This is a genomic window from Corynebacterium haematomassiliense (assembly GCF_013978595.1).
Lineage (GTDB): Bacteria > Actinomycetota > Actinomycetes > Mycobacteriales > Mycobacteriaceae > Corynebacterium > Corynebacterium lehmanniae.
This window is the reverse complement of sequence record NZ_JACDTZ010000001.1, coordinates 1,025,798-1,042,112: the sequence shown is the minus strand read 5'-3', so window position 1 is coordinate 1,042,112 and position 16,315 is coordinate 1,025,798. Positions and strand designations below refer to the sequence as shown.

The following is a 16,315-nucleotide window of genomic DNA, read 5'->3' as shown; positions in this document are numbered from 1 at the left end:
TGCGCCCCAGAAAGGGGCGCAACGTATTGCTAAGGAACTGAAAATGGGTATTCGGAAACGGGCGGTGCGCGGTTGCACCGCCCTTGTGTCCAGTGTCGTCATCGCGCTGCCGGCCGTCGCAGCGGTAGCGCCGGCGACGGCTGCGGATGTGTCCGCGCAGCAGGGTGGCCAGGTGGTCATCAGTGAGATCGCAAACGGTGGCCCCGGCGGCTACCACGACAATTTCATCGAGATCGCCAACTGGGGCGACGAGCCTGTGGATGTCAGCGGCTGGGAGCTGTTCCGCTGCACTGGCACGGGTTCGGTGGCGTCAGCGCCGCAGAACACGCTGCAGGGCACGATCGGCGCGGGGGAGCGTTGGGTGTTCGCGAGGGAGAGCGATCAGTCCACAATCGCGGACGCGGACGTGAAACAGCGGTACTCCACGTCGCTGGCCAACGAGTCCTACGGCGCGCTGCTGCGCGATAACTCGGGCGAGGACGTTGACGCTGTAGCGGTCCAATTCCCGGGCACCGCCAACCAGGCGTGCGGCGAGGGCACTGTGCTGGCCAACACCACGGACTCCGCTGCCGGCGAGAGCTTCCAGCGCACCCAGGACACCGACGACAACGCCGCGGATTTCATCCGCGCGCCGCGCACCCCGGGCGCGGAGAATGCCACCGAGCCGTCGGCGGCGCCGAAGCGCGGCGACGTGCTCATCTCCGAGGTTGCGCACACCGGTGCGGACGGGGAGGGGCTGATCGAGATCGCCAACTTCGGCGATCAGGAGGTCGACGTAACGGATCTGCGCGTCGATGTGGTCAACCAGTTCGGGCGCCGTTTTGCGGGGTATGTGTGGGCGGAGCGGATGCCCGTCGAGAAGCTTAAGCCCGGTGAAGCGGTTGTGGTGCCGCGCGATGAAAGCGGCCGTGGCTTCACCGAGGGGGCAGCGGGCGTGGTGCTCTACCACGCCTCCGGAGACATCTGGGACCGAGTCGCCTGGGCGGACAACCAGGATTCCGCCGCCGCTGACGGCACGCCGCTGCCGTACGCCAGCCTGGACGCCGCAGACGGCGTCTCCTACCAGCGCACCGCCAACTCCGGCGACAACGCGTCCGACTTCGTCGCTGCGAAGCGCACCCCGGGCGAAATCGAGGTGGGCGAAGCGGTCGAAGAGAAGTCACCCGAGTACACCCACGAGGAGCCGCACACCACCGGTGGGGCGAACGTGCTGGTCTCGGAGATGACTAATACCGGCCCGGACGGCAACGGCGACATCTTCCTCGAGCTGCAGAATTACGGTGATGCGCCGCAAGACATGACCGGCTGGAGCGTGTACCGCTGCATCGGCACCGGCGTGCGCGCGTCCGTGCCGCAGGTTTCCGCCGAGCAGTTAGACGGCGTGGTGTTGGAGCCCGGCCAGCGTTTCACTGCGGGCCGCTCCGGACAGGCGGGCGCGGATATCCGCGCAGCGCAGGACACCACGTTCGGTATCTCCTTTGCTACCCAGTACGGCCTGCTCGTTTTCGACCAGGACGGCAAGATCGTGGACCGCGTCGGCTCCGCACGCGCGGACGTGGAGAGCTTCTGCGCCATGGGCCAGCCGCTTCCCGGCGTGCTCAACGGCCTGCACGGCGAGTCCTGGCAGCGCGTGGACATCACGGGCGATGACCGCAAGGATTTTGTGGTGGCGGAGAGGACCCCTGGTCGTCGCAACGCAGAGGCTCCGCAGCACCAGCGCGTAGATTCGCCGGTGAAGATCACCGAGGTCACCAACGGCGGCCCGGGCGGTGCCGGCGATAACTTCTTCGAACTGACCAACACGGGCGATGCGCCTGTGGACGTCACCGGGTGGCAGGTCTACCGCTGCACAGGCACCGGGCGCGTGTACGACGGCATGCTGCAGCTCAATCTGCCCGACGGCGAGATGGCGCCCGGCGAGGTGTTCACCGCCGCGCGCACTGGCGCGGACTCCACCGTGGAGGACCCGGACGCGACCTACGGCACCTCCTTCAACGCTGTCGATGGCTTCGGTCTGATGGTGGTGGACAAGGACCGCAACGTTGTGGACTCCGTCGGCGTGTTCGACCGCGTCGATTCCCCGTGCACGGTGGGCGAGCCGCTGAGCGACACGCTCGACTTCGCCACCGGCGAGTCCTACCAGCGCGTCGCGTTTACCGGCGACAACGCCAAGGACTACGTCCGCGCGATCCGCACCCCGGGCAAGTACGACCCGGAGGTTTCGGCGATTGAGGTGCAGAAGCCGAAGATGGGCGATGTGGTGATCAACGAGATCGCCGCCGGCCGCCCCGACGACAAGGGCGGGCAGAAGGCGCAGTACATCGAGATCATCAACAACGGCACCGCGGCCGCGGACCTGTCCGGGCTGCGCGTGGACTACTGCGCCGCCGACGGGCGCCGCATGATGGACCCGGCCGCGGTGGTGCCGGACGGGTTCTCGCTCGCGCCGGGCGGCGTGCTCACCGTGGCTAGGCCGGAGGCGGGAGTGAAGGACGCGCTCGCCACCGACGCCTCCTTCGAGCAGGAAGGCTACGGCGCCACGCTTACCGACGCCACCGGCACGCTCCTGGACGCCGTCGGCGTCTACTACGACGACGTGGGCAAGGTGACTAATGCGCCGGAGGGGCCGTGCTCGTCGGCAGGTGTGCCGCTGGACCGCCGCATGCGGTTCACCTCCATCGAGGAGGCGCAGAAGCACGACTACGCCTGGCACCGCGTGCAGTCCACAGGCAACAACTGGGCGGACTTTGTCACTGCCCCGGCCACCCCGGGTTCCGCGGACGGCCCGGAGTACCGCGACGTGACCAAACCCGTCGACGGTTCCCTCGACCCGGTCGAGGTCGAGCGCGCAACCCGCACCGGGGTGCCTTCGCTTTCCGACGGCACGCCACTGACCGCCACCGGCACCTCCGATGCCGACGTGACCGCGTTTGGCGCGAAGACGGCTGCGATCGACTGGTCGAAGTCCGCCGGCTACATCGGCGCTTCCTCGCAGGCGGCGCTGGATACGCGCGTCGGCGAGGGCGAGACCCGCGCCGCTGACGTCCGCAAGATGGACCAGGCGCAAGACACCGGCCGCGAGTTCCCGTACCAGCGCTTCGAGCTCGCGGTGGAGCGTCCCGAGGACAGCGTGGTCTCGATTGCGTGGCGCGGCCACTCCCGCGACCGCCACGAGCTGCAGATGTACTTCTTCAACCACACTGTTGGCCAGTGGCAGCGCGTGGACACCGCGGCAGGGGAGAACGGCGGCGACGTCACCCTGGTGGGCACCGGCGCTGTCGCCGATTTCTACCGCGACGGCACCGTGGACATGCTGGTGCAGGACGGCAAGCGCGTGGCGGATCCGTTCAGCGATTCCGACGGTGAGACGAACCAGATGTTCAAGACACCTGGCGAGTACGACCTCGCCATCGCTCACGTGACGGACTCGCAGTACTTGACCGAGCAGAACCCGACCTCGTACACCCAGATGATCGCGTGGCTGGCCGCGAACAAGGACGCGCGCGACATCATCGCCTCCGTGCACACCGGCGACGTGATCCAGAACTGGCTGCGCGGCAACCAGGAGCCGGACCGCGCGGAGCTGGAGTACGAGCGCGCCTCCAAGATCATGGAGATCTTTGAGGACGCCGGCATGCCCTACGGCATCCTGCCGGGCAACCACGACAACGTGTGGGGCGCAACCAACGAGAAGTTCAACGAGTACTTCCCGGCCTCGCGCTACGAGTCCAACCCCTGGTGGGGCGGCCACGGCCCGGACGGCAACGCGTCGAACTTCTTCACCGTGGAGCGCGACGGCGCGAAGTTCCTCTTCCTGCAGATGGGCTTCGATTCCTCCGAGGAGGAGATCGACTGGGCGGACAAGGTCATCGCCGACCACCCGGACCACAACGTGATCTTCTCCACCCACGAGTACCTGCGCCCCGAGGAGGACGCCCGCTCGAACCCGGACAACGGCCGTTGGACCGCCCAGGGCGACCTTCTTTTCGAGCGCCTAGTCAAACCCCACTCCAACGTCGTCCTGGTATTCTCCGGCCACCTGCACGGTGTGCGCCAGCGCATCACGGAGCGTGAGGACGGCACCCACGTCATCGAGACCGTCGCCGACTACCAGTCCTACGAGGAGGACGGCGCCCGCGACGCCCTGTACACCCGCCTGTACCAGTTCGACCTGGACTCCGGAAAGGTCGCGGCCAACGCGTACTCGCCGCGCCTGCAGTCCTTCGAGCCGTGGAAGAACGACCCGCACGACCTGGGCTACACCCCAGAATCCGACGAGTTCGTCTACGACGCCGACCTGCAGTACGACAAGCAGGTGACCACCTCCGGCATCGCCGCCTTCGGCGCACCGGTGGAGCTCGGCACCGCCCAGCTTGCCGACGGCACCGCCGCCGAATTCACCTGGGACAACCTCGAGCCGGACGCGGAGTACCTCTGGTACGCCCGCGCGCAGCGTGACGCCTCCGCCGCCGGTGGTGCCTCCGCCGCCGGCAGCGCCTCCGCCGCCGACCCGCGCTACTCCGACTTCCGCGTGTTCACCGCGCCGGCGGAGGACGAGGAAGCGCCGGAGACCTCCGCGCCGCAGACCTCGGCGCCACAGACCTCTGCCCCAGAGACGTCTGCCCCGGAGACCTCGGCCGAGCAGCCCACCGCGACCGTCACTGCGGCCACCACGACCACGGTGTCCGCAGACCCGGTGACCCACACGGAGACCGCCACCGAGACTGCCACGGCAACCGCGACTGAGACCGCGACCGAAACCGAGCAGGTCACCGCGACCGAACAGGTCACCGAACCAGCCGTCACACACCGCGAAACGGTGACTACCTCCGCGACCGTGGTCACGCCCACGACGCTGACGTCGACCGCGACGGAAGTCTCCACCGCGCCGAACACGACGGTGACCAAGTCCGTGCCGACCACGGTGGTCACGCCGACGACCGTTACGGTGCCGACCACGGTGGCAACGACCGTCGAGAAGTCTGGCGACCGTGTCACCGAACCGGCCGTCACTCACCGCGAAACGGTGACCACTTCCACGACCGTGGTCACGCCCACGACGCTGACGTCGACTGCCACGGAAGTCTCCACCGCGCCGAACACGACGGTGACTAAATCCGTGCCCACCACGGTGGTCACTCCGACGACCGTTACGGTGCCGACGACGGTGGAGGTGCCGACGACGGTGGAAACGACCGTCGAGAAGCCTGGCGACCGTGTCACCGACGAGCAGTTCCCGAACGAAGGCAGCTCCGTGACCGTCGGATCCAGCGTGACCATCACCCCGCTGGGCATTCTGCTTTCCCTGCTCGGCGCGCTGGGGGCGGTCGGCCTGATTGCCGCGCTGCTCAACTACATGGGCATTGACCTGCAGGAGTACGTCGAGCAGTTCCTCGACATGCTCCCGTAAACCTGGCTCCCAGGTGAGGGGATGCGGCTGCGTTGCGCCGCGTCCCTTTTTTTATATGCTCGGCCGCATGCGCAACTTGGGTTACAGCGAAGTCATGTCCGCGGTCGCGCCACGGGTGGCGGTTGATGCGTTGCGGGAGGTGCTTCTCGACGGCTTCGATCCCGCCACCGACCCGCACCGTCAGAAGGTGGCGTTGCCGCACGGGGAGATTCACCTGTTGCCGTCGGCGCTCGATGGGGCGGTCGGGGTGAAGGTGCTGGGGATTCAGCCGGCGGGCTCGACCGTCGATGTGCCGCTGGTCCAGGGGTCGTACCTGCTCATGGGCGGGGAGACCCTGACGCCGGAGGTCGTGATGGATGCCGCGGCGCTGACGGAGATCCGCACGCCGGCGGTTGCCGTGGCTGGGGTGCTGGATCGGTTGCGGGCGGCGAGTGAGCCGCTGGAGTGCGTCATCGTCGGCGCGGGTGTGCAGGGGCGGGCGCATGCGCGCACGGTGGTGGACGTGCTGGAGGGGGTGCGGGAGGTTTTGGTGACGTTTGTGTCGAGAAGTAAGCCGGTGGATCTGCCGCATCCGTGGGTGGAGTCGGGCAGTGCTGAGGCCGATGAGGTGTTGAGGCGTGCCGGGTTGGTTGTGGTGGCGACTTCGGCGGGGGAACCTGTGGTCGTCGATAGGCAGTTGCGAGCTGATGCGACCGTGCTTGCAGTGGGGGCGCACACCGTGGACACGCGGGAGTTGCACGAGGATGTGCTGCGGGGCGCGCAGGTGCTTGTGGAGGATGTTGAAGCTGCGCGGCGGGAGGCCGGCGATGTGGCGATCGCGGTGGAGAAGGGTGCGCTTGCGTGGGAGGATGCGGCGACGATGGCCGAGGTTGTGCGCGGTGATGTGGCGCTGGATCCGGCGCGACGGGTGGTGTTCAAGACCGTCGGGATGCCGTGGGAGGACCTGGCGGTGGCGCGGGTTGTTGCCAGCCAGGCCCCAGCGGCGTTGAAGTGAGCCCTAGGCGAGGTCCTTTACCAGGCGCTCCGCGAGCTCCTTGGACGAGGACGGGTTCTGCCCGGTGTAGAGGTTGCCGTCGACGATGACGTGGGACGCCCACGGCTCCGGCGCCTTCTCGTACTCAGCGCCGAGGGCGACGAGCCGGTCTTCGAGCAGCCACGGTGCCTTGTCGGCGAGCCCACCGGCGCGTTCCTCGTCGTTGGAGAAGCCGGTCATCTTCCGCCCGGCAAACGGGGAGCCGCCCGGGGCGTTCTCCGTTGCGAGGACCGCGGCCGGCGCGTGACAGAGCAGCGCCACAGGCGCGTTGTTCTCCATGCGCTCGGTGAGGATGCGTCCGGAAGTCTCGTCCACCGCGAGGTCTTCCATCGGGCCGTGCCCGCCGGGGTAGAAAACAAGGTCGTAGTCCGTGGCGTTGACGTCGGCCAGGTTGAGCGGCTTCGCCAACATGGGTTCAAGCTTCTCCAGCTGCGTTTTCACCTCTGCCAGGGTGCCAGCGTCGCCGGCGCTGTCATCGAGGCTCGCCTTATCGACGACTGGCGCCCTGCCGCCGGGTGTCGCCACATCGACGTCCCAGCCAGCGTCGGTGAAGATCGAGTACGGGGTCACCAGTTCTTCGGCCTAGAAGCCGGTGGGGTGGGGTGTGCCGTCGTTAAGCGTCCAGTGGTCTGCTGCTGAAACGACCATAAGAACCTTGGTCATTGTGTCCTCCTAAAACTTGACGATCATCTTGCCGGTGTTGCCGCCTTCGAACAGCTCGAGGAACGCGGCCGGCATGTTGTCGATGCCCTCGCGCACCGTGGTTTCGAACGTGATTGAGCCATGGACGACGAGCGGGGCGATCTTCTCTTGGAACTCCTTGGCAAGGTGGGAGTACTGGCCCACTACGAACCCGCGCAGCGTGAGGCACTTGCCGATGGAAAGGTCCAGATTCCGCGGCCCGGGCGCCGGCTCAGTGTCGTTGTACTGGGCGATGGCCCCGCACATGGCGATGCGGCCGAACGTGTTCGCGTTCTGGATCGCGGCCTCGAGGTGGTCCCCGCCGACGTTGTCGAAATAGACGTCGATGCCCTCCGGCGCCGCCTTGGCAAGCTGGCCGTTGACGTCGCCGTCCTTGTAGTTGAACGCCTCGTCGAATCCGATGCTTTTGAGGTATTCGATTTTCTCCGCGGAGCCTGCGGACCCGATCACCTTCGCCGCGCCGAGATGCTTCGCAATTTGCCCGGCGGCCGAGCCCACAGCACCTGCCGCGCCCGAGATGAACACGACGTCACCCTCCTTCATCTCGCCGACGGCGATCAGCCCGACGTAGGCGGTCAGACCCGTCAGGCCGAGGATGCCCAGGTACGCCTCTGCTGGGGCGATGGTGGTATCGATCTGCTCCGCCTCGTCCTCGTTCAGGACGGCGTCTGTGCGCCACCCGGCGAAGTGCCGGACCGTGTCGCCCGCTTTGAACTTGTCCGAGCGGGACTCCGTGACCGTGCCGACCGCAGTGCCGGTCAGCGGCTCATCGATCTGGAACGGCTCGATGTAGGACTTCACGTCGTTCATCCGCCCGCGCATATACGGATCCACGCTGGCGAAGGTGTTCTCGACCAGAAACTGGCCCTCAGAGAGCTCCGGCAGCTGTGCTTCCTCGAGTCGGAAGTTCTCGGCGGTCGGCGCGCCCTCCGGGCGAGAAGCGAGAACCCATTGCTTGGCTGTAGTCAACGCATTACTCCTTAAATCGCTGTTCCTGGAACAACGGTAAGAACGTTGGACAGGGCGGCCGCTATTCCCTCCGCTTGGCTGGGACAAACGAAACACCCCGCGAGTAGCTTTAGCGCTAATTGCGGGGTGAAGGTGCTGGGGATTTCGGCGCGGCGGGTGGTGTTCAGGACCGTCGGGATGCCGTGGGAGGACCTGGCGGTGGCGCGGGTGGTTGCGGAGTAGCGATCGGGCTTGAGGCTGATTGAACGGGTGCTAGAATCCGTGAGGAAGCGACACTGGGGGTGCGGTGGCCGGGAAAACATATGGGGCCGGGGATAGATGGCCAGAGCTAGAGGACAAGGACTGCAATGAGCAGGCACAGCGGGCGAGGTCTTTAGGCTGGACCGCAAGATCCAAGGAGAGCCACGGGGGCTTTGTAGTCCGTTGCCCAGCTGGGGAATGCGAGGTGCGGTTCGATTCAACTCCGAGGAATCCCACTGCCAAAGCGAAGGAGGCTCGCCGAATAATTCAGCTGTGCGAGCACGGTGCCGAGCACACCGATGCGGTCGCGGCGGCGAACGAGGCTCTGGACCGCGCGGAAATGCTGATTGGCGCGGTAGAAAAACAGGCGGCATCGAATGCACTGTTAAACGCCGCGATGATTGAAGAGCGGAGAGCGCTGCTTGATCGTGCAGCAAAGTTGGAGAATGAGGCGCTGCGGATTCTCTCGGTGATTGAACGGGAGGGCGCCGACGGTGGTGATTTGGGCGATGTCTCAGGAATCGCGGATCGTGCTCGTGGCTATCTGAACCGTGCTCGCGAGAAAATTGCTCCGTTGCGTCAAAGCAAACCGGTACGTCGAGACGTGGAGGCTGCTTGGCAGCGCTACAGGTCAGTTAGAGCGCGGCTAAACACGCTGCAACAGGGATAGGGGAGTGAAGCCGAGGGGTGACGGAAGCCGCTGGCGGGCTGCTGCAGGCTTGGCAAATCTTCCCTATGCTGATTAACTAGTTGTCAATTGACAACTGCGGGCGTGTTGGAGGGGTAGAGGATGGCTATTGTCTTAGGCCTGCGAGTATTGGGCATTGACTATGACGATGAAGAACGCATCGAGCGGATCGAGAGCGCCTTCCCGGCGGTTTCTTTCGTCCGGCTAAATGGTTGGACGATCGCGGAACTGCACCTGGAATGCTTGCCTGAGAAGGCCTTTCATGAGGCAACCGATCTCATGCATCAACTGGGAGCTTATGGCGAACTAGAGTTTGTGGAAGTCGTCCCCCACTTGGTGAATACGAGCGATATAGCGAAACTAACGGGTGTGACCCGTCAGGCGGTGAACAAATGGGTTACGCACCCTGATTTGGGCTTCCCCGCGGAGACTGATTTCGTTGGGGGCGGACAAGCGCGACAGAAGATCTGGAGCCTTTACACCGTCAACGAGTGGCTGTCTGAAGTGATGGGAATTGATCTAGGCCTTGAGCTGCCGCCGATGAACCTGGTGAAACAGGTGGACGGGTACCTGGCGCTGGAGGGGGATCCCCTTCTTGATGGGGCGAAAGATCTTCATGCCTCCGGTCTGTGAGGTGTTGTCAGGTGTGTGGGGTGGCACGCGTTGTCCGTGGCTACATTTTGACTACAAAAGACCCCGGAAGCCCCGGAAACAGAAATAGCGACACAGCAAGAAAACATCCCCTCACCAGACAATCCGTCTGGTGAGGGGATGTTAGGTATTTGCTCCTCCAACTGGGCTCGAACCAGTGACCCTTCGATTAACAGTCGAATGCTCTGCCAACTGAGCTATGGAGGAATATGTTGCCGTTGCTTGCGCTGTGCAACGAGATGTAACAATAGCGCGGGATGTTTGACTTGCCCAAATCGGCAGGTGAACGGTGTTTTCTGGGGTGGTTATGTGGCCGGCAATTTGGGTAGGGTGGCTGGCATGTTGATTCCGATAGGTGGATTCCGAGCAAACGCCGTCGCATGGGGACTGACGGGCTTTGGCGTGGTGTGCCTGTTGTCGGCGAACCGTCTCGACGACTGGCGGGCACTGACGTTTCTGGGGCTGGCGCTGGTCGTGCCGAGCGTCGTTTGGCTGGCCGCGGACAAGTGGTTCTCGCGGCCGCGCGGTGTGCTGTGGTGGGTGCTCGTGGCGGCCGCCGTCGCGCTCGGAGTGTGGGGAATTGCGTTGTTCCCCTCGAAGTGACGGGGATAACGCGATAGAGTGGCGGGCATGAAGAAACCGATGCTTGCACTCGGCGTCGCCGCCGCCGTCACCACGTCCGCCGTCCTTGCGCCTGCCACCTTCGCTGAGGATGGCGCAGACACTACCGATACGGGTTCCTCTGCGGATTCGGGGGAGGCCGAAGGTTCGTCGTTAAGCACGGGCGCAATTATCGGCATCACCCTCGGCGTGCTGGCCGCAGTGGGTGCCGGCGGGTACTTCGCGGTGCAGCAGGGCTTGCTGGAGCTGCCCGAAGGGCTGGACCCGGCGGCGGCCGCGGGACTGTCCTCGCTGGTGCCGGCGCTGGCGATCCCGGGGCTGACCAAGAAGGACAATGGCGCGGCTGCTGGTGGCTCTTGCGCGCCGCAGGCGTTTGACGCGGTGGTGCCGGAGTGGCCGCACTTCACCGGGACCAACGTGATGTTCTGCGACGGCAAGTGGGCCATTGCGGGTGCGAACCAGACAGACTGGATCCTGTACTTCAAGAATTCCAACGGCAAGTGGGCCGTGATCCCGACTGCCGGCACGAAGCAGACCGGGATGCAGCGCGGGTGCTACAACGGTCTGACGCTGCGCGAGCAGGGCGCGCCGGAGGAGTTCATCCGCCAGGCGCCGATTTGCACGCCGGCGGAGATTGGGAAGTAGTTCGGTTGGAGCCTGGAGGGAGTTCAATTAACTCTCTGCTTAACTGCCTCACGGCGTACGAAGGGAAGTGAGATGCGGATGGCCGAAGAGGACGAGATGCCGACTGACTGGTTGATCCAGAGGGTGAAGGTCGGCGGCTTATTCGGAAATCTGGAACACGAGTTCGATTTAGATTCCAAAAACACGCGCGCTATCCTCATTGGCCCTAATGGTGTTGGCAAGACGAAGCTGCTGAACCTGGTGAAAGCGCTCCTGAATCTTGAGATCTCAATTTTGCTTGCTGAACCGTTTCGACTGGTGGAAATTAGTTTCCAAAACGGTGAGGTTCTCCGGTGTGAAAGACAAGAACACCCTAGTCAGCTGACGAGATCCAGCTCCCAGTCTGTAAACAGCATCCTGCTTTCCCTGAACTACGCCGACGGTAATGCCGAGTGGGCATTTTCATCCAAGGAGTATAACCAATTCGAAGATTGGGCTGAGGATCGTCTCTTGCTCAGGAGGAGGCGAGGTCCTGGCCCCAAGCAGTGGAAGCTCCCGGCGGGCTTAATGTCCACAGATCGCCTGTTGAACTATTGCCTTACTGACGAAGGTGAGAGCAAATTCGGGCCGGTTTTTGGGGGAAACGCAAGAATCATTAAGGGGTTTTTGGGACATGAGAAAGTCTGTATGGTCGGTGCTGATCGACTCGCTGGCAACGGAAGTTTCTCTGCCTCAGGTGATTCGAGTGCCAGTTCGCATCTGATTTCGGATACTCCCGATATCGTGTCCCACATCCGAAAAGAATTCGAAGATGCGCGTCTCGACTATGTGAAAGTCTCTCAATCGCTCGATTCCACCTTTCCTCAGAGATTGCTGAACGAGCAGGGAGGCGGTGGGCGGCGAATGTTCGACACAGAAAATGAGTTTCGTGCAGTATACGAAGTTCTTCGGGAAAATTTTCGTGAAACGACGCGCAATGTGGGCGTGGATGAAATTGAGATGGCTCCACTGCCTGATCGGCGTTTAGAAGGATGGGAGATCGAAGCGCTGACTCTCCATGTTCTAGACGGGATGGCAAAAATCAACTCGTTAACTGATTTAAGTCAGCGTGTAGACATTTTTGAGAAACTAGTAAATGCGAAGCTGGTCAGAAGCAAGATTGTAGTTGAGCCAACGGGGATTTTTCTGCGGTTCGCCGACGGGCAGTTGGTTTCGCCGCGCGGCTCCAACTTGTCATCGGGCGAACGCCATCAAATACGAATGGCGTTCGATCTCGTCTTCCGCTCGCGCTCTAAGCGTCTGGTGCTGGTCGACGAACCCGAGCTTTCGCTCCATGTTAACTGGCAAGCTGAGATTCTCGATGAGTTCGAATCGTTGAGAGAAGTGAACGATTTTCAATATATTGTTGCAACGCATTCGCCTGAAATAATTGGCGACGCTTGGGAGGCAGTGCGACCGCTGACGTTAAAAAGCGAGCAGGGCGGGGAGAATTGAATACAGATAGTGAAGCCGTGATGCGGGACATCCAGGAACGGTCAATTGAGGCTAGAAGAAACCTCGCGGGCATGCGAGAGAACGGTGGGGATTCTTTACCGCTTATCTTTCCGGAAGGCGAGGATGATGCCACTTTAATAGAGAAAGGCTTCAAAGGTGCGGTCGACATCCGGCTGATTAACGGAGGCAAGCCGAAAAGTCTGGAATTGGCTGCAATGATTGAAGATGCGGGCTTTAAACGGTCGCGAGTTTTGATCGATCGAGACTTTGATGAAATAGTCTGTACCGACGGGGGTGGAGAGTCGGTTGTCATTCAAACGAATGCTCACGATGTTTTCATGGACGTGCTGTGTAGCGCGCCGCGCGTGACAGGGGATGTCGTAGGTGCTGTAAATAAAATAAGATACCGGCGGATGCAGGACAGAGAAAAGTCCCAGCATCAGGCTTTAACTATTTCTTCTGCCCTATCTTTGACTTTTAATTTGACTTGCTTAAGAGTCCTGAATGCGCGTTATGGAATCGGCTTGAAGTTCGATTCATTTCCGTTTGCGGCTTACTTGAGTAGCCCGATGCGAAGTTTGGAGACGGTAGTCGAGCTCGTATTGCATAAATCGAAAGGGTTGGACGGGGTCAGCGTGGAGATTGAAAGGGGAACCGTCCGCGTTCGAAACGAAGAATACAGGTTGGAAGAGGAGACGCAGCAGATTCTGGCCGAATTGCGCGGCAAAGAATGGCGAACGATCGGGGATCATGATTTCTTGGAGGTGCTCAATTTCCTACTCGATGACTCTTGGGGCACTCGTAAACTGAGGACGTTGTTCGAAGCTGAAATCACGCGCAGTGAGGTGCGCAATTGCCCGTGGGGCACCGCGATCAGTGAATTCGTTGAGCAGTGTTCATGCGTCTAGTTCGAGCAAAAGGTGTTGCAAGGTATTTTAGCCCGCTAGCAGGCCCATGGCGAGGCCGCTCCGTGGTTTTAAGGGGTCCTAGCGCACGACGCGGAGAGCTGGGCGAGTGGGTGTATTCGTTCTCGGAGCAGAGCCAGAGACGGTGTGGGGTTGAGCACTGAGCATGAGCGCGTGCAGGTCTTGTGGTGGGAGCTTTGTTTCAGCGGCGATGCTCGAGATGCTGGCGCCACCATCGGGGGAAAGTACGTAATCGAAGATGCGCGAGCGTTCGTATTGCAGTGTGCTGCCTGGCTCGTCCGTGCGGAAGCCGCGCGCGGAGAGGGCGGTCAGGCGGGAGTGGTATTCCCGCTCGCTGAGTTTGCCGTGGTGGTAAGCGGCGCGAAGCATGGCCATGGCTGACACCTTCAACGCGGACTTGATGTTACGCGGTCGTATCTAGTAACACCGTGGTGAGTATCGAGTAACGCATTGGTGAGCATCCAGTAACAGTCCGGGGGAGGATTCTGGTGACCGCGTGACTTCAGGGCACGCGGCGTTACCAGAGGAGTCTGATTGTGACTGACTACCGGGCGGTAATGGATCAAGTGCTCAAAGGCTGGTCTGTCCGCCAAATCTGTTCGAGTCTGCGGTGCTCGCACACCACGGTGCAAAAAGCACGCGATGCGCTGGTGGAACACAACATCACAACCCGTGAGCAACTTCGTGGGGTTGCGGATCATGAGCTGGTGGACTGGTTCGTCGACGGGCGCAGCCATGCTCAGGGCGATTTCGTCCCGATCGATTTCGACGCTGTCGCCAAGGCACGCACCGGGCGCAACAAGGTGACCCTGCAGGTACTGTGGGGCCGCTACACCGCACAGCCTGCGGACCCAGGCCAGCGGTATTACAGCTACGAGCGGTTTCGCCAGCTTGTGGCCCAACACGTTGATGCAGCTGGGCTGACCGCCAGGATCACCCATGCCCCAGGCCATACGATGCAGGTGGACTGGGCAGGCACAAAGATGCGGCTGTGTGACCCCACCGGCGGGCAAGGATCGAAGGTCAGTATCTTTGTCGCCTCGCTGCCGTATTCAGGCATGGTGTTCGCCTGCGCGTGCGCGGATGAGCGCCAGGACGCATGGCTTGCAGCTCATATCCGCGCGTTTGAGTACTTCGGCGGGGTTGCCGAGGTCATCGTGCCAGATAACGCCTCGACAGCCTCGAACGCGATTAGTGCCGCGGACAAAAATCGTCGGGTCAACTCCACCTACGAGGAGTTTTTGGAGCACTACAACACCGCCGCATTGCCGGCTCGGGCGAAACGACCCAAAGACAAGGCCAGCGTCGAAGCCGCAGTCAAGATCGTCACCCAAAACGTCATCCACGCACTCGATGGCCACCAGTGCGTTGGGATAGACGAGCTCAACGCGAAAATCACCGCCCTGGTCGATGGGATCAACGCTGCCACGCCGTTTCGCGGCAATGCGACGAGCAGACGCGCATTGTTTGATCAGTTCGAACGCGACGTGCTCACCGCGCTGCCTGCACCACCGTGGCAGCGCACCGAATGGAAACGCGCCAAAGTCGCACCCAATTTCCACATCAGAGTGCACAACGCGCATTACTCGGTGCCCAACCAGCTGGTGGGCCGCACCGTGGATGTGCGCATCACCGGTGACAGTCTCGCCGTCTTCGACGCCGGGCAGCGTGTGGCCCGACACCAACTCGCGCGTGCCCGCGGGGTGTATGTCACCGACACCGACCACATAACTGCAAACCTGGGTGATACCCGTGGGTTGTGGACAAGTGAGTACTTCCTGCGCGAAGCCTCCAAGATCGGGCCGGCCACACGCCAGGTGATTGCCGAGCTCATCGAAGCTAAAGCGATCCCTGCCCAGGCGTACCAAGCGTGCCGCAACGTGCTCAACATGGGCAAACACGCCAACAAGCCAATCCTCGAAGATGCCTGCAGGCGGTTGGTGTCCACCGACGGCGCCAGGCGTGCTGTGTCGTATACCGCGGGGAAAAAAATGATGGCCGCCGTGCGCAAAGACACCTCCACACGACCTACAAGTGCTGACCTGCCCATCGATCAAATAACCGGCCGACCCGCTGACGGTGCGCCTGCCCCGTCAGCGCGTGACACCCGCGGCGCCTACCTCGGTGGTGCTGCCCAGTTCAGCCTCGAAAACCTCACCAAGAAAGGATCTGCATAACCCATGCCCCACCCGCAACCAGCATCATCATCCGCCCGCTTCCTCGACGAATCAGTCCTGCCGATCTTTACCGATCTACGCATGACCGCCTTCGGACAAAGCGTCATCGACATCGCCGCCGATCCCGCATTCGACGACTGGAGCTTCTCCGACAAAGTGCTCTACGCACTCGATAAAGAGGTAGCGGCCAAGCGTGAGAGGCGAGTCAACAAACTGCTCAAAGCATCCCGATCGCCAAATCCCGATGCTTGTATCGAAGACATCACCTACACGCCCGGCCGCACCATCAACAAAGAGCAAATCACCCGACTCGCTCACTGCCAATGGTGCCAAAGCGCACAAAACATTGTCATCCTGGGCAAATCCTCCGTCGGCAAAACCTACCTCGCCCAAGCACTACTCACCGCGGCGTGCCGAAACGACTACTCCGCACGCTTCTTCCGCACCGACACACTTGCCAACCACCTCGCCGTGCTCAAACACGACGACCCAGCCCGCATCACATTCCTCGAAGACCTCCACCACACAGACGTGTTAGTCCTCGACGACTTCCTGACCACCCCAATCGATGCCGTCACCGCACACCAACTGCTCAACATCCTCGCAGAGCGCGAACCCCGCGGATCCACCATCGTGACATCCCAGTTCACACCCGACGAGTGGTACAAATCCATCCCCGATGCCGTCATCGCCGAATCCATCCTCAACCGACTCGTCGCCGGCGCCGAAATCATCACACTCGAAGGCACCAACATGCGACTGACCCAATAACCCCCGCTA

The 16,315-nt window shown here is 62.4% G+C and carries 12 protein-coding genes, 1 tRNA gene and 1 pseudogene; 10 read left to right on the top strand and 4 right to left on the bottom strand.

All coding sequences use genetic code 11. The annotated features are described in order from the left end of the window. The first annotated feature begins 43 nt into the window (after positions 1 to 43). Entirely contained in the window at positions 44 to 5,410 is a 5,367-nt protein-coding gene (locus tag H0193_RS04985; RefSeq protein WP_181888830.1) for a lamin tail domain-containing metallophosphoesterase family protein, read from the top strand. Positions 5,411 to 5,477: 67 nt separating this feature from the next. After that, entirely contained in the window at positions 5,478 to 6,404 is a 927-nt protein-coding gene (locus H0193_RS04980; protein ID WP_181888829.1) for an ornithine cyclodeaminase family protein, read from the top strand. A 3-nt stretch (positions 6,405 to 6,407) separates the two neighbouring features. Here H0193_RS04980 and H0193_RS04975 read toward each other — a convergent pair. After that, a pseudogene (locus H0193_RS04975) lies at positions 6,408 to 7,106 on the bottom strand (type 1 glutamine amidotransferase domain-containing protein). A gap of 9 nt (positions 7,107 to 7,115) precedes the next feature. After that, the gene (locus H0193_RS04970; RefSeq protein ID WP_181888828.1) at positions 7,116 to 8,114 is read right to left on the bottom strand and encodes an NADP-dependent oxidoreductase; all 999 of its coding nucleotides are present in this window, start codon (positions 8,112 to 8,114) and stop codon (positions 7,116 to 7,118) included. 445 nt (positions 8,115 to 8,559) lie between these two features. Here H0193_RS04970 and H0193_RS04965 point away from each other — a divergent pair, with 445 nt between their 5' ends. Beyond that, the gene (locus H0193_RS04965) at positions 8,560 to 9,024 is read left to right on the top strand and encodes a hypothetical protein (protein WP_181888827.1); all 465 of its coding nucleotides are present in this window, start codon (positions 8,560 to 8,562) and stop codon (positions 9,022 to 9,024) included. 120 nt (positions 9,025 to 9,144) lie between these two features. Beyond that, positions 9,145 to 9,675 (top strand): hypothetical protein, encoded by a 531-nt coding sequence (locus H0193_RS04960; RefSeq protein WP_181888826.1) that lies wholly within the window; start codon positions 9,145 to 9,147, stop codon positions 9,673 to 9,675. Between the two features lie 152 nt (positions 9,676 to 9,827). On the opposite strand, the gene H0193_RS04955 is transcribed toward H0193_RS04960, so the two are convergent. Beyond that, positions 9,828 to 9,900: transfer RNA gene (locus H0193_RS04955), tRNA-Asn, on the bottom strand. 132 nt (positions 9,901 to 10,032) lie between these two features. Between H0193_RS04955 and H0193_RS04950 the strand changes: the two genes are divergently transcribed. From H0193_RS04950 to H0193_RS04935, 4 genes are all read left to right on the top strand, one after another. Then, positions 10,033 to 10,296 (top strand): hypothetical protein, encoded by a 264-nt coding sequence (locus H0193_RS04950; protein ID WP_181888825.1) that lies wholly within the window; start codon positions 10,033 to 10,035, stop codon positions 10,294 to 10,296. A 27-nt stretch (positions 10,297 to 10,323) separates the two neighbouring features. Next, positions 10,324 to 10,959 carry a hypothetical protein gene (locus H0193_RS04945; RefSeq protein WP_181888824.1) on the top strand — a complete coding sequence of 212 codons (636 nt, stop codon included), beginning with the start codon at positions 10,324 to 10,326 and terminating at the stop codon, positions 10,957 to 10,959. Positions 10,960 to 11,037: 78 nt separating this feature from the next. Beyond that, on the top strand, positions 11,038 to 12,432 hold the full coding sequence (locus H0193_RS04940) for an AAA family ATPase (protein WP_181888823.1): 1,395 nt from the start codon (positions 11,038 to 11,040) through the stop codon (positions 12,430 to 12,432). A 71-nt stretch (positions 12,433 to 12,503) separates the two neighbouring features. Beyond that, a complete protein-coding gene (locus tag H0193_RS04935) occupies positions 12,504 to 13,340 on the top strand; it encodes a hypothetical protein (RefSeq protein ID WP_181888822.1) in 837 nt (278 codons plus the stop codon). A 78-nt stretch (positions 13,341 to 13,418) separates the two neighbouring features. Here H0193_RS04935 and H0193_RS04930 read toward each other — a convergent pair whose 3' ends face one another. Beyond that, positions 13,419 to 13,727, bottom strand: coding sequence for a hypothetical protein (locus H0193_RS04930; RefSeq protein WP_181888821.1), 309 nt, complete (start codon positions 13,725 to 13,727; stop codon positions 13,419 to 13,421). Between the two features lie 167 nt (positions 13,728 to 13,894). Between H0193_RS04930 and istA the strand changes: the two genes are divergently transcribed. Both istA and H0193_RS04920 read left to right on the top strand, forming a co-directional pair. Beyond that, positions 13,895 to 15,535 carry an IS21 family transposase gene (gene istA, locus H0193_RS04925; protein ID WP_181888820.1) on the top strand — a complete coding sequence of 547 codons (1,641 nt, stop codon included), beginning with the start codon at positions 13,895 to 13,897 and terminating at the stop codon, positions 15,533 to 15,535. 3 nt (positions 15,536 to 15,538) lie between these two features. Beyond that, positions 15,539 to 16,306: an ATP-binding protein gene (locus H0193_RS04920; RefSeq protein ID WP_202032079.1), complete on the top strand. Its 768-nt coding sequence runs from the start codon at positions 15,539 to 15,541 to the stop codon at positions 16,304 to 16,306. Positions 16,307 to 16,315 lie beyond the last annotated feature (9 nt).